The 22650-nt window shown below is 67.9% G+C and carries 21 protein-coding genes; 15 read left to right on the top strand and 6 right to left on the bottom strand.

Annotated elements, in window-relative coordinates:
* The first annotated feature begins 16 nt into the window (after nucleotides 1-16).
* Together ACFYRH_RS28710 and ACFYRH_RS28705 are read left to right on the top strand one after the other, a co-directional pair.
* The gene (locus tag ACFYRH_RS28710) at nucleotides 17-595 is read left to right on the top strand and encodes a TetR/AcrR family transcriptional regulator (RefSeq protein WP_387781866.1); all 579 of its coding nucleotides are present in this window, start codon (nucleotides 17-19) and stop codon (nucleotides 593-595) included.
* A gap of 68 nt (nucleotides 596-663) precedes the next feature.
* A complete protein-coding gene (locus tag ACFYRH_RS28705; protein ID WP_387781864.1) occupies nucleotides 664-1644 on the top strand; it encodes a hypothetical protein in 981 nt (326 codons plus the stop codon).
* Between the two features lie 22 nt (nucleotides 1645-1666).
* On the opposite strand, the gene ACFYRH_RS28700 is transcribed toward ACFYRH_RS28705, so the two are convergent.
* Nucleotides 1667-2242 (bottom strand): histidine phosphatase family protein, encoded by a 576-nt coding sequence (locus ACFYRH_RS28700; protein ID WP_387781862.1) that lies wholly within the window; start codon nucleotides 2240-2242, stop codon nucleotides 1667-1669.
* A 161-nt stretch (nucleotides 2243-2403) separates the two neighbouring features.
* Here ACFYRH_RS28700 and ACFYRH_RS28695 point away from each other — a divergent pair, with 161 nt between their 5' ends.
* The 6 genes from ACFYRH_RS28695 (at nucleotide 2404) to ACFYRH_RS28670 (ending at nucleotide 9968) form a co-directional block, all read left to right on the top strand.
* The gene (locus tag ACFYRH_RS28695) at nucleotides 2404-3432 is read left to right on the top strand and encodes a LacI family DNA-binding transcriptional regulator (RefSeq protein ID WP_387781860.1); all 1029 of its coding nucleotides are present in this window, start codon (nucleotides 2404-2406) and stop codon (nucleotides 3430-3432) included.
* 19 nt (nucleotides 3433-3451) lie between these two features.
* On the top strand, nucleotides 3452-4747 hold the full coding sequence (locus ACFYRH_RS28690) for a sugar ABC transporter substrate-binding protein (RefSeq protein ID WP_387781858.1): 1296 nt from the start codon (nucleotides 3452-3454) through the stop codon (nucleotides 4745-4747).
* A gap of 179 nt (nucleotides 4748-4926) precedes the next feature.
* Nucleotides 4927-5751: a carbohydrate ABC transporter permease gene (locus ACFYRH_RS28685; RefSeq protein ID WP_387781856.1), complete on the top strand. Its 825-nt coding sequence runs from the start codon at nucleotides 4927-4929 to the stop codon at nucleotides 5749-5751.
* A complete protein-coding gene (locus ACFYRH_RS28680; RefSeq protein WP_387781854.1) occupies nucleotides 5751-6563 on the top strand; it encodes a carbohydrate ABC transporter permease in 813 nt (270 codons plus the stop codon). Before ACFYRH_RS28685 ends, ACFYRH_RS28680 begins: the two co-directional genes overlap by 1 nt.
* Nucleotides 6564-6576: 13 nt before the next feature.
* A complete protein-coding gene (locus tag ACFYRH_RS28675; RefSeq protein WP_387781852.1) occupies nucleotides 6577-8151 on the top strand; it encodes a glucoamylase family protein in 1575 nt (524 codons plus the stop codon).
* Between the two features lie 14 nt (nucleotides 8152-8165).
* A complete protein-coding gene (locus ACFYRH_RS28670) occupies nucleotides 8166-9968 on the top strand; it encodes a xylan 1,4-beta-xylosidase (protein WP_387781850.1) in 1803 nt (600 codons plus the stop codon).
* Here ACFYRH_RS28670 and ACFYRH_RS28665 read toward each other — a convergent pair.
* A complete protein-coding gene (locus ACFYRH_RS28665) occupies nucleotides 9874-10635 on the bottom strand; it encodes a FadR/GntR family transcriptional regulator (RefSeq protein WP_387781848.1) in 762 nt (253 codons plus the stop codon). The genes ACFYRH_RS28670 and ACFYRH_RS28665 overlap by 95 nt on opposite strands.
* Before the next feature lie 186 nt (nucleotides 10636-10821).
* Here ACFYRH_RS28665 and ACFYRH_RS28660 point away from each other — a divergent pair, with 186 nt between their 5' ends.
* The 4 genes from ACFYRH_RS28660 to ACFYRH_RS28645 are packed head-to-tail and all read left to right on the top strand — an operon-like array spanning nucleotide 10822 to nucleotide 15223.
* Nucleotides 10822-12096 carry an ABC transporter substrate-binding protein gene (locus ACFYRH_RS28660; protein ID WP_387781846.1) on the top strand — a complete coding sequence of 425 codons (1275 nt, stop codon included), beginning with the start codon at nucleotides 10822-10824 and terminating at the stop codon, nucleotides 12094-12096.
* Nucleotides 12096-13040, top strand: coding sequence for a carbohydrate ABC transporter permease (locus tag ACFYRH_RS28655; RefSeq protein ID WP_387781844.1), 945 nt, complete (start codon nucleotides 12096-12098; stop codon nucleotides 13038-13040). Before ACFYRH_RS28660 ends, ACFYRH_RS28655 begins: the two co-directional genes overlap by 1 nt.
* Nucleotides 13030-13881: a carbohydrate ABC transporter permease gene (locus tag ACFYRH_RS28650; RefSeq protein ID WP_387781842.1), complete on the top strand. Its 852-nt coding sequence runs from the start codon at nucleotides 13030-13032 to the stop codon at nucleotides 13879-13881. Before ACFYRH_RS28655 ends, ACFYRH_RS28650 begins: the two co-directional genes overlap by 11 nt.
* A gap of 28 nt (nucleotides 13882-13909) precedes the next feature.
* Nucleotides 13910-15223: an alpha-L-fucosidase gene (locus tag ACFYRH_RS28645; RefSeq protein WP_387781840.1), complete on the top strand. Its 1314-nt coding sequence runs from the start codon at nucleotides 13910-13912 to the stop codon at nucleotides 15221-15223.
* A 98-nt stretch (nucleotides 15224-15321) separates the two neighbouring features.
* Here the strand turns inward: ACFYRH_RS28645 and ACFYRH_RS28640 are convergent, their stop codons facing one another.
* Together ACFYRH_RS28640 and ACFYRH_RS28635 are read right to left on the bottom strand one after the other, a co-directional pair.
* Nucleotides 15322-15828, bottom strand: coding sequence for a MaoC family dehydratase (locus ACFYRH_RS28640; protein ID WP_387781838.1), 507 nt, complete (start codon nucleotides 15826-15828; stop codon nucleotides 15322-15324).
* A 131-nt stretch (nucleotides 15829-15959) separates the two neighbouring features.
* Nucleotides 15960-16511 (bottom strand): general stress protein, encoded by a 552-nt coding sequence (locus ACFYRH_RS28635; protein WP_387781836.1) that lies wholly within the window; start codon nucleotides 16509-16511, stop codon nucleotides 15960-15962.
* Nucleotides 16512-16586: 75 nt separating this feature from the next.
* Between ACFYRH_RS28635 and ACFYRH_RS28630 the strand changes: the two genes are divergently transcribed.
* The gene (locus ACFYRH_RS28630) at nucleotides 16587-17705 is read left to right on the top strand and encodes a magnesium and cobalt transport protein CorA (RefSeq protein WP_387781834.1); all 1119 of its coding nucleotides are present in this window, start codon (nucleotides 16587-16589) and stop codon (nucleotides 17703-17705) included.
* Nucleotides 17706-17936: 231 nt separating this feature from the next.
* A complete protein-coding gene (locus tag ACFYRH_RS28625) occupies nucleotides 17937-18977 on the top strand; it encodes an ArsR/SmtB family transcription factor (RefSeq protein WP_387781832.1) in 1041 nt (346 codons plus the stop codon).
* 105 nt (nucleotides 18978-19082) lie between these two features.
* Here the strand turns inward: ACFYRH_RS28625 and ACFYRH_RS28620 are convergent, their stop codons facing one another.
* Together ACFYRH_RS28620 and ACFYRH_RS28615 are read right to left on the bottom strand one after the other, a co-directional pair.
* A complete protein-coding gene (locus ACFYRH_RS28620) occupies nucleotides 19083-20273 on the bottom strand; it encodes an acyl-CoA dehydrogenase family protein (RefSeq protein WP_387781830.1) in 1191 nt (396 codons plus the stop codon).
* A 106-nt stretch (nucleotides 20274-20379) separates the two neighbouring features.
* Complete coding sequence (locus ACFYRH_RS28615) at nucleotides 20380-21837, bottom strand: serine/threonine-protein kinase (RefSeq protein WP_387781828.1); 1458 nt, start codon at nucleotides 21835-21837, stop codon at nucleotides 20380-20382.
* Between the two features lie 120 nt (nucleotides 21838-21957).
* Here ACFYRH_RS28615 and ACFYRH_RS28610 point away from each other — a divergent pair, with 120 nt between their 5' ends.
* Nucleotides 21958-22620 carry a peptidylprolyl isomerase gene (locus ACFYRH_RS28610; RefSeq protein ID WP_387781826.1) on the top strand — a complete coding sequence of 221 codons (663 nt, stop codon included), beginning with the start codon at nucleotides 21958-21960 and terminating at the stop codon, nucleotides 22618-22620.
* Nucleotides 22621-22650: the final 30 nt, after the last annotated feature.

Genomic DNA, 22650 nt, shown 5'->3' with positions numbered 1-22650 from the left:
TGCTAAGATCTGGTCCATGCCGATCCCGTCACGCCGGGAGCGGGCCCGCGAGGAGCGCCGCGACCTGATCCTTCGCACCGCCCGCGACCTCGCCGAGTCCGAGGGCTGGGAAGCCGTCACCACCCGCCGCCTCGCCGACGCCGTCGACTACAGCCAGCCGGTGCTCTACGGCCACTTCAAGAACATGGACGCGATCGCGGACGCCATCGCACTCGAGGGCGCGGGCGAACTGGCCGAGGTACTCCGGGACGCGCGCTCATCCGGCGGGCTCAGCGGACTCGCCCACGCGTACCTCGACTACGCCGAGGCTCACCCCGCGGTCTACGAGGCGCTGTTCGTCCGCCCGACCGCACTGCAGTTCGGTGTGCCGGACAGCCCACGATCACTCATCGCCGCCTTCGAAGAGATCCAGGCAGGCGTCGCGCCGTACGCCGGCGACGACCTCGAAACCCTCACCGAGGTCTTCTGGAGCGCCCTGCACGGCCAAGCCACCCTGAACCACCGCTCCCGCCTCCGCCCCACCCACCGCAACGCACGCATCGACCTCCTCGTGGCACACCTTTCCGGAAAGAATTCGCCACCCACTGACGAATAACTTCCGAGAAGCCAGAGTTGTCCACAGGGGCCCTGCGGGGCGGGCGCGTGATCCTTCATTGTGGGCGGGTGGATTGGTGGTGGCGGGGGCAACTGCGCGACGTGGGCATCGACGCGCTGATCCACGCTCAGACACAGGTCGTGTCGCGTGTCCAACTGCTCGCGGCAGGCTGGACGGAGCCTCGCATCAGGCGACCGCTGCGGAGCAGACGCTGGCGTGCTGTTCACCCCGGCGTGTACATCACCCGCACCGGCCCGATCGGGTACGCCGAACGCTTGATCGCGGCACTGCTCTACGCGGGACCAGAAGCGGCATGGAGCCACTACACCGCCGCTGAACAGCTCGGTCTACTCACACCGGACCCGGCCCGTCCCGTGTTCGTGACCATCCCGGAGTACCGGCGGGTCCTGCCACGTCGTGATGTCGTCATTCTCCGGGACGCGCACTGGGCGGATCGGCTGGCCGCGCTCGCGCCACCCCGGCGTACGGCGGCGCACGCCGTACTCGACATCGTGGGCAGCGCGCGATCGCTCGACGAGGCCGCTGCGGTGATCGCGGCGTCGTGTCAGAGCGGACGGGTCGTTCCGGCCGACATCGTGGACGCGTTGCAGGATCGTCCACGGCTGCGTCATCGCCGAGCGTTGCGGCCGATCTTGACGGATGTTGCAGAGGGAGTGCACTCGTTGTTGGAGCTGCGGTATCTGCGGGATGTCGAGCGGCGGCACGGATTGCCGCGGGGCGTCCGGCAGCGGGCAGTCGAGGGTGAGTTCACCGATGTGTACTACGACGGGTTCGGGCTGGTCGTGGAGCTCGACGGCCGGCTGCATCTGGTACCGCGGCAGCGGTGGCGGGATCTCGATCGGGACAATCGCGCGACGCTGCGAGCCGAGGCGACCTTGCGCTACGGGTGGTTCGACGTGACGGAGCGGGCGTGCGCGGCCGCCGTACAGGTGCTCGAGGTGATGCGGCGTACCCACCCGTTCCTCGACGCCGCTCCGTGCTCGCCGAGGTGTCCGGTCGCGGGTTTGCGGAACATTTCTGCTGTCTAGCGCGAATTATGTTCCGCGAAGGTCAGCTGTTCCAGCGGAGGATGGCTGGGGAGCCTCGTTCCCAGCCCAGGACCGAGATGGTGGCGGTGTTCAGGACGAAGTGGCGGCCTTGGGTGACGTCGAGTTCCAGCCAGCGGGCGGTCAGGGCGCGGAGTGCGTGTGAGTGACCGAAGACGAGAACGTCGCCGGGGACCGCGGCCAGGCGGGCGGTGACGCGGTCCAGCCGGGTGGTGATCTCGGCGGGGGTTTCGCCGTGCGGTACCGGGTCGTCCCACACGGTCCAGCCGGGGACGGTCTCGCGGATCTCGGCGGTCGTCACGCCCTCGTAGTCGCCGTAGTTCCACTCGACCAGATCGTCGTCGACCTGCGCGTCGGGGAAGCCCGCGAGTTCCGCCGTACGCCGGGCGCGCCCGCGTGGTGACGTGAGCACCAGGTCGAAGGACTCGGCCGCCAAGCGCTCCCGCAGACTCGCCGCGACCCGCTCACCCTCAGGCGTCAGCGGGAGGTCGGTGACGGACGTGTGCCGGCCCGACCTGCTCCACTCGGTCTCCCCGTGACGGACCAGGAAGACCCGGTCCTCGCGCTCCTGTGTGGTCACGCCGCCATCCTCGCAGACCGGACGCGGATCGGGAGCCGGGGGACTCCGAACCCTTGACCGTTTGAACGATCCAGGGCAGGGTATCCAAAACTGTAAGCGCTTCCACTCGGCTTCCATTCTGCTTTCACTCGCCCCCCACTCGAACCGCGAGGAGTGACCACGTGGCATCCGGACCCACCGGCAGGCCGGCGACGATCTACGACGTCGCCGCCCGCGCGAAGCTGTCGATCGCGACGGTTTCGCGTGTCCTGCAAGGGACCGGGCCGGTGTCGGCGAAGGCGCGGGCGCGGGTCGACCAGGCGGCACAGGAGCTGAACTACGTACCGCTACGGGCCGCGCGGAGTCTCGCCGTACAACGCCACGAGGCGCACGGACTGGTGCTGCCCGATCTCGCCGGTCCCTTCTACGGCGACCTGCTGATGGGGTACGAGCGCTGGGCCGGCGAACACGGTCAGAGCGTCGTCATCACCGTCACGCACGGCAACCCGGACCCGCGCCGCAGCGTGATGGACCTGGCCGGGCGCGTCGACGGGATCGTTGTCCATGGCAACGCTCTGGACCTGCCGACGGTGCAGGGCCTGCGGAAGGCCGGCGTACCCGTGGTGCTGATCGCGCATCCGCCGGCCACCGGGTGCGACTCGGTGCGCAGCGAGAGCGCGGCCAGCGCCGAGCAGCTCACCACGAGACTGCTCGACCACGGCCGGACCAACCTGCATTTCGTCGGCGACCCCGGCAGCTCGTACGACGTCTCCGAGCGGTACGCCGGATTCGCGAAGGCGCACGAGCTTCGCGGGCTCGCGGTGCCGAAGCCGGAGCAAGTGCCGCTGACGGAGGAAGCCGGCCGGCAAGCGGCGGAGAACGTGCTCAAGGCAAGGAAACGCCCCGACGGCCTGGTCTGCGCGAACGACGAACTCGCGCTCGCCGCGTTGACCACGTTCACCGCGAACGGTGTCGGCGTACCGGGCGAGATCGTCGTGACGGGGTGGGACGACGTGATGGCGGCGCGGTACGTGTCGCCGGGGTTGACGACCGTGCGGCAGCCGATGGCCGAGTTGGGCCGGGTGGCCGCGGAACGGCTGCACGAACGCGTGACCGGGGCTCGCACCCGCGCCCGCAACGACGTACTGGCAACACAACTCGTGCTGCGGGACAGCTGCGGCACACGTGCGGGGGATGCACACCAGCAGTAACCGAGTGAGGAGACCATCAATGTTCACCCACAGCATCCGCCGCCGGCTGGTGATCGGCAGCGCTGCACTCACCGCGACAGCGCTCGCGTTGGCCGGGTGTGGACGGTCCGCGGACACGCCGAGCGGCGGGTCCCAGGCCACCACCACCGTCAGCGAAGGACCGGCCACCGGCAACCTGACCGTCTGGGCGATGGGCACCGAAGGCGAGAACCTGCCCAAGCTGATGGAGCAGTTCAAACAGGCCAACCCGGGCGTCAACGTGACCGTCACCCCGATCCCGTGGGACGCGGCGCACAACAAGTTCACCACCGCGATCACCGCCGACACGCTGCCCGACGCGGCGATGGTCGGCACCACCTGGATGGGTGAGTTCGCCGACCTCGGCGCGCTCGACCCGACGCCGCAGGGGTTCGACAACTCCGGCTTCTACGAAGGCGCGCTGGACACCACCAAGGCGGGCGGGACGCAGTACGGGGTGCCCTGGTACGTCGAGACGCGGCTGGTGTTCTACCGCAAGGACCTCGCCGCGAAGGCCGGCTTCAGCACTCCCCCGACCGACTGGGACGGCCTGAAGGCGATGGCCAAGGCGATGAAGGAGAAGGCCGGCGCGAAGTACGGGATCAACCTGCAGCCCGGTGGCGACGGCTCCTGGCAGACGGTGATGCCGTTCGCGTGGTCGGCCGGGGCGAACATCACCGGGGACGACCAGAAGGAGTTCACCTTCGACACCCCGCAGATGCAGGAGGGGCTGAAGTACTACCAGAGCTTCTTCACCGAGAAGCTGGCCGGGACCGACCTGCCGCCGAACCAGACCGAGGCGCAGTTCGTGAACGGGCAGGTGCCGATGTTCATCTCCGGGCCGTGGATGGCCGGGTCCGTCGCCAAGGCCGGCGGGGACGCGATCAAGCCGAACATCGGGGTGTTCCGGATGCCGAAGAACAAGACCTCGACGTCGTTCGTCGGTGGGTCGGACTTCGTGGTGTTCAAGTCGTCGAAGAACAAGGACAGCGCGTGGAAGCTGGTCAAGTTCCTGTCCGACCCGAAGACGCAGGCGTCGTGGTTCAAGCTGTCGTCGGACCTGCCGGCGGTGAAGAGCGCGTGGCAGGACCCGAGCATCGCGTCGGACCCGTTGCTGCCGGTCTTCGGTCAGCAGCTCGAGGACGCCAAGGCGCCGCCGGCGATCGTGAACTGGGAACAGGTCGCGAAGGCGTTCGACACCGAGATCGAGAAGATGGCGAAGTCCGGCCAGTCCCCCGCCGACACCTCCAAAGCCATTCAGACCAAGGCGTCGCAGATCGGTACGGGCGGTAGCTGATCACGATGAGCCAAAAGACTGCGCCCGACGATGCGCTGCGCGCATCGTCGGGCGGGAAGAGACGGGACGGGGGGCGATCGCCCTCGCTAGCGGTGGCCGGCCGAGCGACCGGCGCCGGGCCTCGCCGAGGTCGGCTCAATCGGCAGACCGCGGCGGCTTGGGTGCTTGTGTTGCCGTTTGTGGTTTTGTTCTTGGCGTTCACCGCCGGGCCGGTGCTCGGGTCGTTCGGGATGAGTTTCACCGATATCAAGCAGCGGGATCTGCGGACGCCGTTCGCGGTGAACGGGGTCGGGGTCGACAACTACCTGAAGGCGCTGGGCGACGAGACGTTCCGCAAGGCGGCGTTCAACACGGCCTACTTCGTCGTGATCGGGGTGCCGTTGACGCTGGTCGTGGCACTGGCCGCGGCGCTGCTGCTGGATCGTGGCGTGAAGCGGTTCCAGGCGTTGTTCAAGGTCGGCTACTACCTGCCGGTGGTGACGTCGATCGTGGCCATCGCGGTGATCTGGCGGTTCGTACTCTCGCCCGACAACGGCCTGCTGAACACCGTGCTCGGCTGGATCGGCATCGACGGGCCGAACTGGCTCGCCTCGAAGACCTGGGCGATGCCGTCGCTGATCGCGATGGCGGTCTGGCGGAACTTCGGCTCCGCGATGATCATCTTCCTGGCCGGGCTGCAAGGCATCCCGCAGTCCGTCGAGGAGGCCGGTCAGATCGACGGTGCGGGCTCGTGGCAACGGTTCCGGCACCTGATCCTGCCGCTGCTCCGGCCGACCGTGCTGTTCACCAGCGTGACCACCGGCATCGGGTACCTGCAGTTCTTCGAGGAGCCGTTCGTGATGACCCAGGGCGGTCCGCTGGACAGCACGATCTCGGTGTCGATGTACACCTACGACCAGTTCGGCTTCGGCAACTACGGTCTCGCGACGTCGATGGCGTACATCCTGTTCGTCGTCATCGCGGTGATCACGTTCATCCAGTTCCGGCTGCTGAGGGAGAAGTGATGCGCCGTACCTGGTGGATCTACCTGATCGGGGTGCTCGGTCTGGTCGCGGTCGCGGCGCCGTTCCTGTGGATGGTGCTCGGCAGCTTCAAGACCCAGGGCGAGCTGCTCCGGGTGCCGCCGACCTGGTGGCCGAACGAACCGACCGGCCAGAACTACTCCGACCTGTTCGGCAAGGCGAACTTCCCGCGGTACTTCGTCAACTCGACGCTCGTCGCGCTGGTCGTGACCGCCGGGAACCTGACGTTCTGCTCGATGATCGGCTATGCGCTCGCGAAGCTCCGGTTCAAAGGCCGCAACGCGCTCTTCGTGCTGGTGATGGCGACGCTGATGATCCCGGGGATGGTCACGTTCGTCCCGCTGTTCGTCCTGGTCACCAACGCCGGGCTGGCGAACAGCTACCCGGGCCTGATCCTGCCGTTCCTGGTCTCGCCGTTCGGGGTGTTCCTGATGCGGCAGTTCTTCCTCGGACTGCCCGACGACCTGATCGACGCCGGGCGCGTCGACGGCACCGGCGAGCTGGGCATCTTCGTCCGGATCATGCTGCCGCTGACCCGGCCCGCGCTGGCCACGCTCGGCATCCTGACCTTCCTGGGGTCCTGGAACAACTTCCTCTGGCCGCTGGTGATCGCCCAGACCGAGGACAAGTACACCCTGCCCGTCGCCCTCGCCCTGTACTCGACCGGCCAGAACGCGCAGAACTTCGGCCTGTTGATGGCCGGCGCGGTCGTGGTCGTGATCCCCGTTCTCGTCATGTTCCTCGTGTTCCAGAAACACGTCACCAAAGGCATTGCCATTACCGGCTTGAAGTGAAGGAGCCTTTCTGATGACCGCCAACATCAGTCGCCGTACCCTGCTCGCCGCCACCGGTGCCGCCACCCTGATCGGAACAGCCACTCCGGCCTTCGGTGGAACGCCTTCGCCCGCGGAGCTTCTGAAGGGCGGGTGGATGCCCAGCCGGGAGGACAAGGCGCTCGTCGGTCGATGGGCCCGCGACACCTGGCGCAGTCTGGTGGCGATGACCGACGAGAAGACCGGACTGCCCGCCGACAACATCGGCGAATCCGTGGCGAACCCGGTGCGCAGCAACTACACCTCCCCCACCAACATCGGCGGCTATCTGTGGAGCACGGTGGTCGCCAAGCACCTGGGCATCATCTCGCCACCGGAGTCGCTGCGCCGCGTCACGCAGACGCTGACGACGATGAAGAACGTCGTCCACCACGAGCCGAGCGGCATGTTCTTCAACTGGTACGACGAGGCGACCGGCGAGGTCCGTCGCGTCGACCCCGACGGCACCCGGCCGATCACGCCGTTCGTGTCGAGCGTCGACAACGCCTGGTTCGCCTGCGCGCTGATGGTGGTCCGGAACGCCGAGCCGCGCGCCCGTGCGCTCGCGGACGCCCTGCTGGACAAGATGAACTTCGCGTTCTACTACAACCCGGCGGCCCGTGCCGGTGGGCTGATGCGTGGCGGCTTCTTCGAGACCCCGCCGCCGGACGAGGAGACCGACAAGGGCAACCACGCCGGCGTCGGCCCGGACGTGTACTACCGCAAGTTCCACTACGACACCTGCAACACCGAGGCGCGGATCGCCGGGTACGTCGGTTTCGCGCTCGGTCAGGTCCCGCACACGCAGTACTTCGCGACGTACCGGACCTTCCCGGACAGCTGTGACTGGTCCTGGGTCGAGCAGAGGCCGAAGGGCGTGCACCGGACGTACCTCGGTCTGGACGTCTTCGAGGGCACCTACTCGTACCGCGGGATGCGGTTGGTCCCGTCGTGGGGCGGTGACATGTTCGAGTCGCTGATGCCCGACCTGTTCGTCCCCGAGGCGACCTGGGCGCCACGCAGCTGGGGCCTCAACCACCCGCTCACGGTCCGCGCGCACATCGAGCACGGCCTGGACGACGCCAAGTACGGCTACTGGGGATTCTCCCCCGCCTCGAACCCCAAGGGCGGGTACTCCGTCTACGGTGTCGAGGCGATCGGGATGGATCCGGGTGGCTACCCGTCCGACCTCGAGGGCACGAACTACGACGCCGGCTTCGAGGGTTGCCGCGAGGGCACCAACCCGAACCCGGCGTACGGCGACGGTGTGGTCACCCCGCATGCGGCGTTCCTGGCGATGTCCTACGCGCCGCGGCAGGCGATCGACAACCTGCGCACGATCGAGACCACGCTGCACGCGTACGGCGCCGGCGGTTTCTACGACTCGGTCGCGGTGAAGTCCGGGCTGATCGCCAAACGCTACCTGTCCCTCGACCAGGCCATGGTGATGGGTGCCATCGGCAATGTGTTCGGCAACGACCTGGTCCGGCGCAGCTTCGCGAGCCGCACGGTCGAGGAACGCATCCGGCCGCTGATCGCGATGGAGCAGTTCGGGTCCGGCCTCGAGTAAACGGAGACATCTACATGCGACAGGACGCCAAGACCGACTGGGACGCGCGGATCGCCCGGCGCAGCGACGAGGAGCGCGAGTTCTGCTTCCCCGACCTCGATCCGCCGAAGCAGGTCACGGCGGTGGGCGGCGCCGGTCAGGTCACGATCGACTGGTCACCGGTGGACGGCGCGGCCGGCTACCTGATCCTCCGCGGCGCCGGCGAGCACGGCCCACTGCAACCGGTCGATCATCACAGCGGGGACATCCTCTCGATCCCGGGACCGCCGTACGTCGACACGACATGCACGCCCGGTACGCCGTACCGCTATGCGGTGGTGAGCGTGCCGGAGGTGACGGTGCTGGACGGGCGGCCGAGCAGCACCGTCGGCGCCGTTCCGTTGGTTGCCGACGGCACGGTTCCGCGGGTCGACGTGAGCGTCGATGTGGTCGCCGAGGGTACCGAGCTGGCCACGCCGTGGGTCCCGATGGTGGGGAGCGAGCGGCTCAGCCAGCTGCTCTGTACGGATCGCACCGGCGGTCACGAGATCGGTGCCGAGCTCGAGGACGCCCTGCGTCGGATGCACGACGAGCTCGGCGTCCGGACGGTCCGCGCGCACGCGATCTTCCACGACGACACGCACGTGATCGCGGGTGACTCCTACGACTTCACGGTCGTGGACGCGATCTACGACAAGCTGCTCGGGATCGGGCTGCGTCCGGTCGTCGAGCTCGGCTTCATGCCCCGTGAGCTGGCGAGTGATCCGAGCAGGACGGTCTTCGAGTACGGCGCGATCATCTCACCGCCGGCGTCGTACGACGCCTGGTACGACCTGGTGCACGCCTTGGTCCAGCACCTCGTCGACCGCTACGGGCTCGACGAGGTACTCACCTGGGACTTCGAGGTCTGGAACGAGGCCAACCTCGAGGTCTTCTGGTCCGGCACCAAGGCCGAGTGGCTGCAGCTGTACGACGTCTCCGCGGCCGCCGTGAAGGCCGTCGACCAGCGACTCGCGGTCGGCGGCCCGTCCTCGGCGGCGGCCGGGTGGGTGGACGACCTGCTCACCCACGCCAAGCAGTTCGGCACGCCGGTGGACTTCGTGTCGACGCACACCTACGGCTCCCCGCCGCTGGACGTGCGCGCGTCGCTGGAGCGGCACGGGTACGGCGACGCGCGGATCCTGTGGACCGAATGGGGCGTGACACCGACGCACTTCAACCCGATCAACGACTCGGTGTTCGCCGGAGTGTTCCTGCTCCGCGGGATGCGGTCCGCGGCCGGGCGGATCGACGCACTGTCGTACTGGGTCGCGTCGGACCACTTCGAGGAGCTTGGCCGGCCACCGCGGTTCCTGCACGGTGGGTTCGGGCTGCAGACCGTCGGCGGGCTGCCGAAACCGCGGTATCACGCGCTGACGTTGCTGAGCCGGCTCGGTCCGGTGGAGCTGCCGGTGACGGTCGCCGGCGATGGTGGCGGCAGTTTGGTCGAGGCCTGGGCCTCACGGGACCGCGACCGGGTCGCCGTACTGCTGTGGAATCTGACACTCGATCAGACCAAGGCCGACGGGGCACCGGAGCTGACCAGAACTGTTCAGCTGCAGATTCCCGGGGTGGACCCGTCGTGGCAGGCCACCGCGACCGCCCTCGCCATCGGGGTGGGTGACATCGCGGACGCCGCGGCCGGTCTCGGCGACTGGCCGACCGACGAAGAACTGGCCGAGTTGCGCGAGCGCAGCGGGCTGGTCAGTACCCCACTCGAGTGGAACGGTTCAGCGGTCGAACTGACGCTGCCGATGCCGTCCGCGGTGCTGGTGGAGCTACTTCCCCGTCGAGGTTGACCGCCTCGTTGATCCAGCGTTCGACGCCCGCGATGTGCACGGTCGCCCAGGCCTGGGCGACCTCCGGCTCGCGGGCGGCGATCGCGTCCAGGATGGAGCGGTGCTCCGCCACTGAGCGGTGCACCGCGCCGGTCTGGGTCAGACCGCGCCAGATCCGGGCTCGGTAGGTCGGCTGCCGCAGGCTCTCGATGATCGAGGCCAGCGTCCGGTTACCGCTGCCGATCGCGAGCAACCGGTGGAACTCCACGTCGGTAGCGAGCTGTTCGTCGGCCGACGGATCCGGGCCGAGGTCGTCCAGCAGTGACCGCATCGCGGTGATCTCCGCCTCCGGCATCCGCAGCGCCGCCCGGGCCGCGGCGGCCGGCTCGAGAATCCGGCGTACCTCGAAGAACTCCAGGACCGACGCGTCCTGGTGCAGGTCCAGGACGAAGCCCATCGTCTCCATCAGCAGCGCCGGGTCCAGGCTGGTCACGTACGTACCGTCGCCCTGCCGGACCTCGAGCACCCGGATCAGCGCCAGCGCCTTGACCGCCTCGCGCAACGAGTTGCGGGACAACCCCAGCCGCGCGGCCAGGTCGGCCTCGCGCGGCAGCCGATCGCCGGGCCGCAGTTCCCCCGCCACGATCATCTGTTTGATCCGGTCGATCGCCTCGTCGGTGACCGCCATGCGACCCCTCCCTGCGAAACGCTCCCTGAAACCTCCGATGTCTTTGGACCATACATCGGAGGTCTAGGGGTTGCGCTAGGCTTTAGCGACTGATTTTCCCTCCTGAAATAAGGCCACGAGCTGTTGACTCTCGTCAAGATCCCGGCATATTGATCGGATGAATCACAGCTCTCCTTGGAGGTCAGGATGAGAGGAACACCAGCGCGGGCGCGCCGCTGGATCACCGCAACCTGCGCGGTGCTCGCCCTCACGGCCGTGGCCGCCTGTGGCGGCGGTAACGGTGGCAGCGCCGGCGGCGGGTCCGGTTCGGCCGACAAGGCGGATCTGACCTGGCAGTTCTGGATCGGTGGAACCGAGGACCAGGCGGCCTGGCAGAAGGTCGCCGACCAGGCACACACCGACCACTCCGGGATCACCGTCAAGCTCCAGGGCACCGACTGGAACAACTACTGGTCCAAGATCGGCACCCTGCTGGCCAGCGGCAAGGCCCCCTGCATCATCGGCATGCAGTCGCTGCGTCTCGCGTCGTACGCGAACGCGCTGCTGCCGCTGGACGACCTGATGAAGAAGTACGGGCTGAAGTCGGAGGACTTCGACAAGCCGATCATGGACGGCCTGAAGTCGGACGGGAAACAGATCGCGATCCCGTACGACTCCGGCCCGATGGTGATCTTTTACAACAAGGACATGTTCAAGGCCGCCGGCATCGCCGACCCGAAGCCGGGCTGGACGATGGACGAGTTCAAGGCGGCCGCGAAGAAGCTCACCGCGGCCGGCAAGACCGGGCTGGTGACCTCTCCTGGTGACCTCGGTGTGGCGTCCTGGGTGCGGACCCAGACCGGGGCGGAGCCGCTCGCCGACGGCAAGCTGAACCTGACCGACCCGAAGTTCGAGGAGGGGTTCAAGGGCTACACGGATTTCGTCCGCACCGACAAGATCGCGCCGCAGGTACCGGCCGGCAACGGTGACTTCGAGACCACCCAGTTCGTCTCCGGCAAGTCGGCGATGCAGCTGAACGGTCCGTGGTCGCTGATCGACACCATGGGCAAGGTCAAGTTCAACCTCGGCATCGCAACGATCCCGGCCGGTCCGGACGGCTCCAAGACCTACACCGCCGGTTCGGGCTTCGGGATCGCCCGGTCCTGCAAGACGCCGGACGCCGCGTTCCAGGCGATCCAGTCGATGACGAGCGAGAAGCCGCTGACCACGCTGGCCGCCGCGGGCCGTGCGTACCCCGCCCGGACCGCCGCGCACCCCGCCTGGTTCACCGCCGCGAAGATCCCGGAGGCCAAGGAGGTCATCGACTACGCGTCCCAGAACTCGGTCGCGCTGACCACCTCGAAGAACTGGGTCCAGGTCGCCGATCTGCTGAGCCGGTTCGGCACCCAGGCACTGAACGGTGAGATCCCACCGGATCAGGCCCTGAAGACCATCCAGGACCAGGCGGGCGCTGGCTCCTGATGGCCACCGACACCACCACCGTCGCCCCGTCCGGACCACCGAAACAGGTGGCCCGGGCGGGGCGCCGGCCCGCGCTGCGACGCGACGGCCGGTACGCCGGGATCTTCCTCGCCCCGAGCCTCGGCGGGCTGGCCCTGTTCACGCTGTTCCCGACCGCGATGGCGCTCGCGATCAGCCTGTTCGACTGGCCGGTGTTCGGCGCCCGCACGTTCCTCGGCCTGGACAACTACAGTCACCTGCTGCACGACCCGGTGTTCCGGCGGGTGGTGCTGAACACGGTGCTGTTCGTGGTGCTGTACGTGCCGCTGAACGTGATCGTGTCGCTCGGGCTCGCGACCTGGGTCGGCCCGAAGATCAAGGGCCGGCAGGCGTTCCGGGTGCTGTTCTTCATCCCGGTGATGACGCCGATGGTGGCCAACGTGATGGTCTGGCGGCTGATGTTCCAGCCCGGCGGCCTGATCGACAGCGGGCTGCAGAGCTGGTTCGGGATCAACGCGCCGAACTTCCTCGGCTCGTCCACCTGGGCGATGCCGGCGATCGTCGCGATGTCGGTCTGGCAGGGCTTCGGGTACAACTTCCTGGTCTTCTCGGCCGCCCTCGACCAGGTGCCGCAGTCGCAGCTGGAGTCCGCCCAGATCGACGGCGCGGGCCCGCTGGAGCGGTTCCGGTACGTGATCTGGCCGATGATCACGCCGTCGATCTTCTTCGCCACCACGATGACGCTGATCACCTCGTTCCAGGTGTTCGCGCAACCGTTCCTGCTGACCCAGGGCGGTCCGGGCGTGTCCACCCAGACGATCGTGATGTACGTCTACAACCAGGGCTGGCAGTTCCTCACCATGGGCCTGGCGTCGGCGGCCGGCTGGGTGCTGTTCGTGATCATCATGGCCATCACCGCGATCCAGTTCGTGGGTCAGCGCAAGTGGGTGAACTATGACGTCTGAGACCGTGAACGTCGTCGGCCGCCGGGTCCGCAGCGGCGTGTCCCATACCCTGCTGGTGATCGTCGCGCTGATCTTCCTGGTGCCGCTGGTGTGGGCGGTGTCGACCTCGCTGAAACCCGCGGACGAGGTGTTCACCGCGACGCCGCACCTGTTCGGCTCGAAGATCCAGTGGTCGAACTACAAGGACGCCTTCTCGTACGCGCCGTTCGGCCGGTACTTCCTGAACAGCGCCTTCGTCGCGGTGGCCGGAACCCTGGTGGTGGTCAGTGCCTCGAGTCTGTCGGCGTACGCCTTCGCGCGGCTGAAGTTCCGTGGCCGGGAGTCGCTGTTCGTGCTGTTCCTGGGCACGCTGATGGTGCCGCAGGAAGTGCTGATCGTCCCGATGTACTGGCTGATGCAGTCCCTCGGCTGGGTCGACAGCTACTGGGCGCTGATCCTGCCGTGGGCGTTCACCGCGTTCGGCACCTTCCTGCTCCGGCAGTTCTTCCTGACCGTCCCGAGCGAACTCGAGGAGGCGGCCCGTGTGGACGGCTGCGGACCGTTCGGTTCGTTCTTCCGGATCATGCTGCCGTTGGCCCGGCCGGCGATCGCCGTGCTCACCGTCTTCACCTTCATCAGCTTCTGGGGCAGCTTCCTGTGGCCGTTGATCATCGTGAACAGCGTCGAGTCCAAGGGCACCGTCCCGCTCGGCCTGGCACAGTTCAGTGGGCAGGCCGGCACCCAGTGGAACCTGATGATGGCGGCGTCGGTGCTGGCGATGATCCCGACCGTGCTGCTCGTCGTCCTGTTGCAGAAACATCTCGTCCGCGGCCTGCTCGTCACCGGGCTCGGCGGGCGCTGAAACCGTTCCTTCCGTCAAAGGAGTTTTGATGACTGATACGCCTCCCGCGGCTTCCGTGGAGAAGTTCCGCGACTGGCGGTTCGGCCTGTTCGTCCATTGGGGCCTGTACTCGCTGCCGGCCCGCCACGAGTGGGTGAAGAACCGCGAGCGGCTCACCGACGAGGACTACCAGCCGTACTTCGACCACTTCGAGCCCGACCTGTACGACCCGCGCGAGTGGGCCAAGGCAGCGCGTGGAGCCGGCATGAAGTACGCCGTACTCACGACCAAGCACCACGAAGGCTTCTGCCTGTGGGACTCCGAGGTGTCGGACTACACGGTCGCGCACACCGCGTGGGGCAAGGCCACCGAGGACAACGACCTCGTCAAGCGGTTCGTCGAGGCCTGCCGGGCCGAGGGCCTCGGGGTCGGGTTCTACCACTCGCTGATCGACTGGCACCACCCGGAGTTCCCGATCGACCTGGTGCACCCGCAGCGTGACGACGAGGAGGCGATCGCCAAGGCGGCCGGCCGCGACGTCCAGGTGTACGCCGACTACCTGCACGCGCAGACGCGGGAACTGCTCACCAACTACGGCCCGATCGACATCATGTGGTTCGACTTCTCCTACCCGGGCCGCACGTACGACGACGGTCGCGACGGGCACGGCAAGGGCAAGGACGACTGGCGTTCCGAGGAACTGATGGCGATGGTCCGGGAGCTGCAGCCGGGCATCCTGATCAACGACCGGCTGGACATCCCGGGTGACTTCGTGACGCCGGAGCAGTACCAGCCGGACGGTCCGATGCAGCGTGACGGCGTACCCGTGCTGTGGGAGGCGTGCCAGACGCTGAACGGCAGCTGGGGCTACGACCGGGACAACCTGGACTGGAAGTCACCGGAGACACTGGTCAAGATGCTGGTCGACTCGGTGTCCAAGGACGGCAACCTGCTGCTGAACGTGGGACCGACCGGGCGGGGCGAGTTCGACCCGCGGGCGCTGGCGACGCTGGCCTCGATCGGTGAGTGGATGCGGTTGCACGAGCGCTCGATCCGCGGCGCGCGACCGGCCTCGGCGTACTCCGCTCCCGTCGACTGCCGCTTCACCCAGAAGGGCAACCGGCTGTACCTGCACCTGTTCTCGTGGCCGATGGGTCACATCCACCTGCAGGGGCTGGCCGGCAAGGTCAAGTACGCGCAGCTGCTGAACGACGCGTCCGAGATCAAGCGCATCGTCAACGACCCGCACCAGCAGGCCCAGAACACCACGATGGGCGGGGTCTCGACGGAGACCCTCACCCTGAAGCTCCCGATCCAGCGCCCGAACGTCCTCGTCCCGGTGATCGAGCTCTTCCTGACCTGATCCCTCCCCCCATCACCGTTTGAGGGGCCGGCCCCAGAGCCGGTGGGATGCGGACCCGAAATTTGCCTCCGCACCCCACCGCTCGAGGGGTCGGCCCCTCAAACGTCGGCGGGGGTGGGGCGGCCTGGTTGTTCGCCGCCGCGGCTGTCCAGGTAGTTGTTCTTCGGGACCATCACCTTGCGGCGGAACAGGCAGACGACCGTGCCGTCCTGCTTGTAGCCCTTGGTCTCCACGTAGACGACGCCGCGGTCGTCCTTCGACTTCGACTCCCACTTGTCCAGGACCACGGTCTCCCCGTAGATCGTGTCGCCGTGGAAGGTCGGCGCGACGTGCCGCAGGGACTCGATCTCCAGGTTCGCGATCGCCTTGCCGCTGACGTCCGGCACCGACATCCCGAGCAGGATCGAGTAGATGTAATTGCCCACCACAACGTTCTTTCCGAACTGGGTGGACTCCTCCGCGTAGTGCGTGTCCAGGTGCAGCGGATGGTGGTTCATCGTGAGCAGGCAGAACAGGTGGTCGTCGTACTCCGTCACCGTCTTGCCCGGCCAGTGCTTGTAGACCGCACCGACCTCGAACTCCTCGTAGCTGCGCCCGAACTGCATCGCGGTTCCTCCTCCGGTCCTGGATTCCCCATGCTGCCGGTCCGGGCGCATCCGGACCGTGGTCTGGCTCTCACCGGCAGGAGAGATAGGTCACCTCTCTCGCCGGCCCAGGCCGAACCCTGTGGTCCTGTCTAGTCCTGCGGCCGTTGCAGCGGCGCCTGCCCGGACTGCGGGGCCGGCTGCTCGGGCAGCCGCGGGTGCACCTCGCCCTTCAGGGCCAGCTTGGCCAGATGGTTGCGCGCCTCTTCGGCGAACTTGAAGTCGCACAGGACGTCGTACGTCGTCGCGACCACCGCGGTCCGGGAGGTGAAGTCCCGGCGGCCCGCCGACTGCGCGTAGCTGAGGCCACCGAACACCAGTCCGAAGAACGCGCCGAGCACCACACCGGTCAGCACCGCCGCGATCCAGCTGCCACTGGTGAACCAGCCGAGCAGCAGACCGACGAACAGACCGAACCAGGCACCGCTGGCCAGGCCGGCGGTGAGCGCACGGCCCCACGTCAACCGCCCGGTGATCTTCTCGACCTGGCGGAGGTTGTTGCCGACGATGGTCGTGTGCTCGACCGGGAACTTCTCGTCCGAGAGGTAATCGACGGCGCGCTGTGCCTCCCGGTAGGTGTCGTACGTCCCGATCGTCAGGCCGGTCGGCCGCGGGTCCATCGAGGGCATGCCCTGGGTGGTCATGGTCGTTCCTCTCCACGTGCTTCCACCCCCATCATTGCCGACACCTGGTTACGCGTCTTGATAGCCTCGCCGATGATGGCCGGGCGACGGTGGGACAGACGCTGGGAAGTAGGCGCGACACGCCGGATGGGCAAGGTCTTCGCCCGGCGCGCCGCCGCTGACGGACACCCTCTCGACGAGGCCGTCACCGGAAAGCTCGAGGGCGCCCTGGTCGACTGGGGTCTGTACCGCGACGGTGAGCGCGACCACCGGGTCAGCTCGTACACCGAGGCTCTGGCCCGCGCGCGGCACGGGCAGGGTTTCGTCTGGATCGGTCTGTTCCAGCCGACGGCCCATCAGCTCGCGATCATCGGCGAGGAGTTCGGTCTGCACCCGCTGGCCCTGGAGGACGCCTCCGAGGCCCACCAGCGCCCAAAACTCGAGCGGTACGGCGACACTCTGTTCGCCGTGTTCAAAACGGTCACGTACGTCCCGCACCGGGACCTGACCGCCACCAGCGAGGTCGTGGCGACCGGCGAAGTCATGGTGTTCTGCGGACCGGGGTTCGTCGTCACTGTCCGGCACGGTGAACACAGTGAGTTGACCGGGCTGCGTCAGGATCTCGAGAAGGAGCCACACCGGCTCGCCACCGGCCCGGGCGCCGTACTGCATGCCATCGCGGACCACGTGGTGGACCGGTACCTGGAGGTCGCCGACGCGGTCCAGGCCGACATCGACCTGATCGAGACGGCGATGTTCTCGCCGCGAGGCTGGCGCGGGATCGACCGGGTGTACCAGCTGAAGCGCGAAGTACTGGAGCTGAAGCGGGCCGTGGCGCCGCTGACCGGGCCGATGCGGGCGTTGTCCACGCTACGGAACCCGCTGATCGCCGACGAGACCCGGAACTATTTCCGGGACGTCGACGACCACCTGCAGCGCGTGAAGGAGCAGGTGATCTCGTTCGACGAGCTGCTCAGCTCGATCCTGCAGGCCGGCCTGGCCCAGGTGCAGGTCGCCGAGAACGAGGACATGCGCCGGATCTCCGCATGGGTCGCGATCCTCGCCGTACCGACGATGATCGCCGGGATCTACGGGATGAACTTCGACTACATGCCGGAGCTGCACGAGAAGTACGCGTACTTCGTCGTGCTCGGCGCGATGGCGACCGCGTGCACCGTGCTGTACCGGTTGTTCAAGCGGAACCACTGGCTCTGACCCCGGTGTTCATTACCGTCTTCGGTAGCGACCCCACTACCGAAGACGAGGCGACTTGGCAACCTTTTGCCATGGCCGGGAGTCCTCGCGGATTGGAATGTTCCAACAGTTGTGGAGCATTCCGCGGCCTTGATTGAATTCCGGCATCGCGTTCGGTCAGGTTCCGACCACGTTCTGCGACCGGCGCCGGTGGGGGGACGTCGTGACGACAGCTAACGGGAGGGGTTCGCGGTGCTTCGGATTCATTTCACGCCACGCGACCTGACCCGGGTCACGGTAGCCACGAAGCCGGCCCCGCTCTGGGAGGTGCTGCTGAGTCTGCACATGCTGCAGCACTCGGACGGCCGGCTGATCTTCGAGGACTGGCGCCGCCAGGTGCGCACCAAGGTCGCACCGGACCAGATGCGGCTGCTGCTCGAGCTGATGCCGTCGCGGGGTTACTCCCCCGACTTCCTGACCCCGGCCGAGTCCGCACCGGACTTCGACACCGCGCTGGAGCAGGCGCTCTCGACGCCGCGGCAGCAGATCCGTAGCCAGCTCGACCTGCTCGGCCAGTGGCGGCCGGCGTCACCATGGACGCGGGAGCTGGCGCAGGGTGGCCGCGCGTCGCTGCAGAAGCTCGGCCGGGCCATCCGGACGTACCACGACGCGGCGATCGCGCCGTACTGGAAGTCGATCGGCACGCATGTGTCCGCGGACCACGCCCATCGTGGGGAGGCGCTGGCCCGTCACGGGGTGGACCGGCTGCTGTCGTCGCTGCATCCGCGGGTCCGGTGGGTGGCACCGGTCCTGCAGGTGCTGGACATGAACGACCGAGATCTGTATCTCGATGGCAGGGGAATCGAGTTGCAGCCTTCGGCGTTCTGCTGGCAGGTACCGACCAAGCTGCGGGACCCGGATCTGAAACCGATCCTGGTCTACCCGATTCAGCATGCGCCCGGCATCCTGCGGCAGGCGTCGATGGACGCGACTCCGTCGAGCGACCCGCTGGGGTCGCTGCTCGGCTCCACCCGGGCGGCCGCGCTGGAGGCGACCGTCTCCGGCTGTACGACGACGGAGCTCGCGAAGCGCTGCAGGATCTCCCCGGCCGCCGCCAGCCACCAGGCGACGGTACTGCGCGAGGCCGGCCTGATCACCACCCGCCGGGCCGGCGCGTCAGTGCTCCACGAGATCACCCAACTGGGTATCTGGCTGCTGTCCGGCCATGGCTCGGGGCGCCCGCCTGTGGACGCCTCCGGCCGCTCCCGGCCAACGGACCGGGCGCCCGCCTAGACCCCGCGCCCGCCTGGCCCCTGCCCCGCCACGCGCTGGGCCGACTGGCACCGCCCCGCCCGTCGACCCAGCGCGCCGGCCGGCACCACCGTCCGCGTTCCCGCCTCAGAGCTTGTAGTCCTCGAGGAGGCGGCGGCCGATGATCATGCGCTGGATGTCGGCGGTGCCTTCGCCGATCAGCAGCATCGGCGCCTCGCGGTACAGCCGCTCGATCTCGTACTCCTTCGAGAACCCGTACCCGCCGTGGATCCGGAACGAGTCCTCGACGACCTGGGCGCAGTACTCACTCGCCAGGTACTTCGCGACGCCCGCCTCGAAGTCGTTGCGGGAACCGCTGTCCTTCTTGCGGGCCGCCTTCACCATCAGCTCGTGAGCGGCCTCGACCTTGACCGCCATGTCGGCCAGCCGGAACAGCACGGCCTGGTGGTCGGCGATCTTCTTCCCGAACGTCTCGCGCTGCTGGGCGTAGCTGATCCCGAGCTCGAACGCCCGCCGCGCGACACCGCAGCCGCGCGCGGCGACGTTCACCCGGCCGACCTCGACGCCGTCCATCATCTGATAGAAACCCTTGCCCGGTACGCCGCCGAGGATCTGGCCCGCGTCGATCCGGTAGCCGTCGAACACCAGCTCGGTGGTGTCGACGCCCTTGTAGCCCATCTTCTCGATCTTCCCCGGCACCGTGAGGCCCTTGTCGACCTCACCGAACCCGGGCTCCTTCTCGACCAGGAATGTGGTCATGTTCTTGTAGACCGAGTCCTGCCCCTCGTCGGTCTTCACGAGAACGGCGACCAGCGTCGACGAACCACCGTTGGTCAGCCACATCTTCTGGCCGTTGACGACGTAGCCGGTACCGTCCTTGACGGCCTTGGTCTTGATCGCGGACACGTCGGAACCACAGCCCGGCTCGGACATCGAGAACGCGCCGCGCACCTCGCCGGTCGCCATCCGCGGCAGGTACTTCTGCTTCTGCTCGTCGGTGCCGTGCTGGAGCAGCATGTACGCGACGATGAAGTGCGTGTTGATGATGCCGGAGACGCTCATCCAGCCGCGGGCGATCTCCTCGACGCACAGTGCGTAGGTGAGCAGCGATTCGCCGAGGCCGCCGTACTCCTCGGGGATCATCAGCCCGAACAGGCCGAGCTCCTTGAGACCCTCGACGATCTCGGTCGGGTATTCGTCGCGGTGCTCGAGCTCGGTGGCGACCGGGAGGATCTCCGCCTCGACGAAGGACCGGACCGTCTTCAGGATCTCCTCCTGGATGTCGGTCAGCCCGTCGGTCTGCTGCAACCTGCTCATCGTGCGCCTCCTTCGGCCGGCTTACCCGCGAGTATCGCGGTTCCCAGCATCCCGGGACGAGAGGACACCCGCTGTGACACCGACCACCTGCTGGAGGTCGTGTGGCTCACTCGTTGTTGTGGTCCGGGCGCGGCAGGGACTGCCCGACCGTCTGGAACAGCGCCACGATCTGCGGGGTCGGTTGCCAGCGGTGCCGCTGCTGAGCCTCGAACAGGCGCTGCCGGGCAGCGTAGAAGTGCTGCGCCGCGGACTGCGTGTCCCCGTGGTCCAGCGCCTGGGCGGCCTGGTCCAACTCGTGCGCTGCGTCGCGCGGCGCCTTGCTGCGGCTGCCTTGCTGAGTCGCACGGACCTGCGCGGCCAGAGTGCGCATCTGTTGCACCAAGGCAGCCTGCGGGTTCTGCGGGGTCTCCTTGGGCTTCGGCTTCTTCGTCGGCGTCGTCTTGGTGGGAGTCGGCTTCGGTGTCGGCCGCGGTGTCGGCTGAGCCGTGGTCTTCGGGGCAGCTGTCACCTTCTCCACCGGGGCCGATGGCGTACCGCCTGCCTGGGCCGGCGGATCGTTCGACACTCCGGCCCGCAGCAGCAGCACTGCCACGAGACCCGCGACCACGACAGCAGCAGCCACGCCCACCTTGGCGAACGGGAACGTGCTACCCGTCTGGGCTCGATGCGTATGGTGCGGTGGCTCGTCGGACTCCTCTTCCCACTTACCCACGCCGAGCACCTCGGCGGCCGCAGGCGCGGTGTAGGTCAGCACCTGGGTCTGGTTGGCCGGTGTCAGCAGTGCAGTGACCGCAGCGGCCGACGCCGGCCGGTCTGCCGGGTTCTTCGCCAGCAGGTGCGTGACGAGGTTCGTCAACTCCTCAGGTACGTCGCTGCGCACGATCGGCGGCGGTGGTGTGTCCAGGTGCTGCCGCATCACCACATCCACGGTCGGCCCGGTGAACGGTGGCGTACCGGTGAGCAGCTCGTGGAGGACACAGCCGAACGAGTACCAGTCGCTCGCGGCGGTCGCCGGCTCGCCGCGGACCTGCTCCGGCGACACGTAGGACGCCGTACCGAGGAGGACTCCCAGCCCGGTCGTCTCGGCGCCGACGCTCTTGGCGATACCGAAGTCGGTCATCTTGAGCGTGCCGTCGGGGGCCAGCAGCAGGTTGCCGGGCTTCACGTCGCGGTGCACGATGCCGGCCTCGTGCGCGGCGTCGAGGGCGCGGGCGCCTTGCGCGGCGATGTCCTTGACCAGGCCGGCCGTCGGGAGTCCCGACGTACGCATCAGCTGGGCGAGGTCAGGGCCCGGCACCAGCTCCATCACCAGGAACACGTGGTCCCCGGCGGCGCCGACGTCGTAGGTCGCGACCACGTTCGGGTGCATCAGCCGGGCAGCGGCCTGCGCCTCCGCCTGGAACCGGTTGACCGCGTCCATCGGGTCGCCTTCGAGCCGGCGCAGCAGCTTCACCGCCACCTGGCGGGCGAGGATCGTGTCCTCGGCCTGCCACACCTCGCCCGCACCGCCCCTGCCCAACAGGGTCAGCAACCGGTACCGATCTGCCAGTACCTCGCCGTTCACACACCACACCTTCCACGTCGGACCGCAACACCTTAGGCAAGAAGGGCCGGGGGATCGAGTCCATGGCGAAAAGCTTCAGAAAGCTCTGCGGAGCGCGATCGGCGTACTACGGTGTGTCGCATGAAGCGATCGATTCCCGCCCTGATCGCGGCCGCGCTGGTCGCGACGACGCTGAGTACGACCACGACCACGGCATCCGCCGCGCCGGCGCCCGAGCCGAAGCCGGTGGTCAGCTGTGAGTTCACGCCGACGCCGGAGAACCCGGCCGCGAAGCCGGTCCGGATCCCGTCCGCGCGGGCTCGCGCGAAGGGCACCGTCGACGTGTACTTCGTGACCAACTACGGACCGTTCGTGGTCCGGATGGACCGCGCGAACGCGCCGTGCGGCGTACACAACTTCGTGCACCTGGTGAAGAGCCGGTTCTACGACGCCACCCAGTGCTTCCGGCTGACGAACTCGGCCCGCCTCGGTGTGCTGCAGTGCGGCGACATCTACCGCCAGGAGGAGGGCGGACCGGGGTACAAGTTCCCGGACGAGGTGACCGGCAACGAGACCTACCCCCGCGGCACCGTTGCCTACGGCAACCAGGGTCCGGGGACCAACGGGTCGGAGTTCTTCGTCGTGCACTCGTTCGCGAACATCGACCCGAACTACACCGTCCTCGGCCACGTCGTCGCCGGCATGTCCACCTTCGACCGGATGGTCGCCGCCGGCATCGCCGACCCGGACCAGGACGGTCCGCCGGTGAAGCCGATCCGCATCCTCAAGGTCTGGGCGCGCTGAGGGGAGGGTAATTCCCACCCCTGCGGCCGT

This window comes from Kribbella sp. NPDC004875 (genome assembly GCF_042873375.1).
Classification (GTDB): Bacteria; Actinomycetota; Actinomycetes; order Propionibacteriales; family Kribbellaceae; genus Kribbella.
The sequence above is the reverse complement of the archived record's forward strand: the minus strand, read 5'-3'. Positions and strand labels throughout refer to the sequence as shown.

Bases quoted from the DNA above. Each gene is read 5' to 3' on its own strand.
- ACFYRH_RS28710 (WP_387781866.1), top strand. From the start codon at position 17: ATGCCGATCCCGTCACGCCGGGAGCGGGCCCGCGAGGAGCGCCGCGAC.
- ACFYRH_RS28690 (WP_387781858.1), top strand. From the start codon at position 3,452: ATGTTCACCCACAGCATCCGCCGCCGGCTGGTGATCGGCAGCGCTGCA.
- ACFYRH_RS28680 (WP_387781854.1), top strand. From the start codon at position 5,751: ATGCGCCGTACCTGGTGGATCTACCTGATCGGGGTGCTCGGTCTGGTC.
- ACFYRH_RS28675 (WP_387781852.1), top strand. From the start codon at position 6,577: ATGACCGCCAACATCAGTCGCCGTACCCTGCTCGCCGCCACCGGTGCC.
- ACFYRH_RS28670 (WP_387781850.1), top strand. From the start codon at position 8,166: ATGCGACAGGACGCCAAGACCGACTGGGACGCGCGGATCGCCCGGCGC.
- ACFYRH_RS28665 (WP_387781848.1), bottom strand. From the start codon at position 10,635: ATGGCGGTCACCGACGAGGCGATCGACCGGATCAAACAGATGATCGTG.
- ACFYRH_RS28660 (WP_387781846.1), top strand. From the start codon at position 10,822: ATGAGAGGAACACCAGCGCGGGCGCGCCGCTGGATCACCGCAACCTGC.
- ACFYRH_RS28655 (WP_387781844.1), top strand. From the start codon at position 12,096: ATGGCCACCGACACCACCACCGTCGCCCCGTCCGGACCACCGAAACAG.
- ACFYRH_RS28650 (WP_387781842.1), top strand. From the start codon at position 13,030: ATGACGTCTGAGACCGTGAACGTCGTCGGCCGCCGGGTCCGCAGCGGC.
- ACFYRH_RS28645 (WP_387781840.1), top strand. From the start codon at position 13,910: ATGACTGATACGCCTCCCGCGGCTTCCGTGGAGAAGTTCCGCGACTGG.
- ACFYRH_RS28640 (WP_387781838.1), bottom strand. From the start codon at position 15,828: ATGCAGTTCGGGCGCAGCTACGAGGAGTTCGAGGTCGGTGCGGTCTAC.
- ACFYRH_RS28635 (WP_387781836.1), bottom strand. From the start codon at position 16,511: ATGACCACCCAGGGCATGCCCTCGATGGACCCGCGGCCGACCGGCCTG.
- ACFYRH_RS28630 (WP_387781834.1), top strand. From the start codon at position 16,587: ATGGCCGGGCGACGGTGGGACAGACGCTGGGAAGTAGGCGCGACACGC.
- ACFYRH_RS28620 (WP_387781830.1), bottom strand. From the start codon at position 20,273: ATGAGCAGGTTGCAGCAGACCGACGGGCTGACCGACATCCAGGAGGAG.
- ACFYRH_RS28610 (WP_387781826.1), top strand. From the start codon at position 21,958: ATGAAGCGATCGATTCCCGCCCTGATCGCGGCCGCGCTGGTCGCGACG.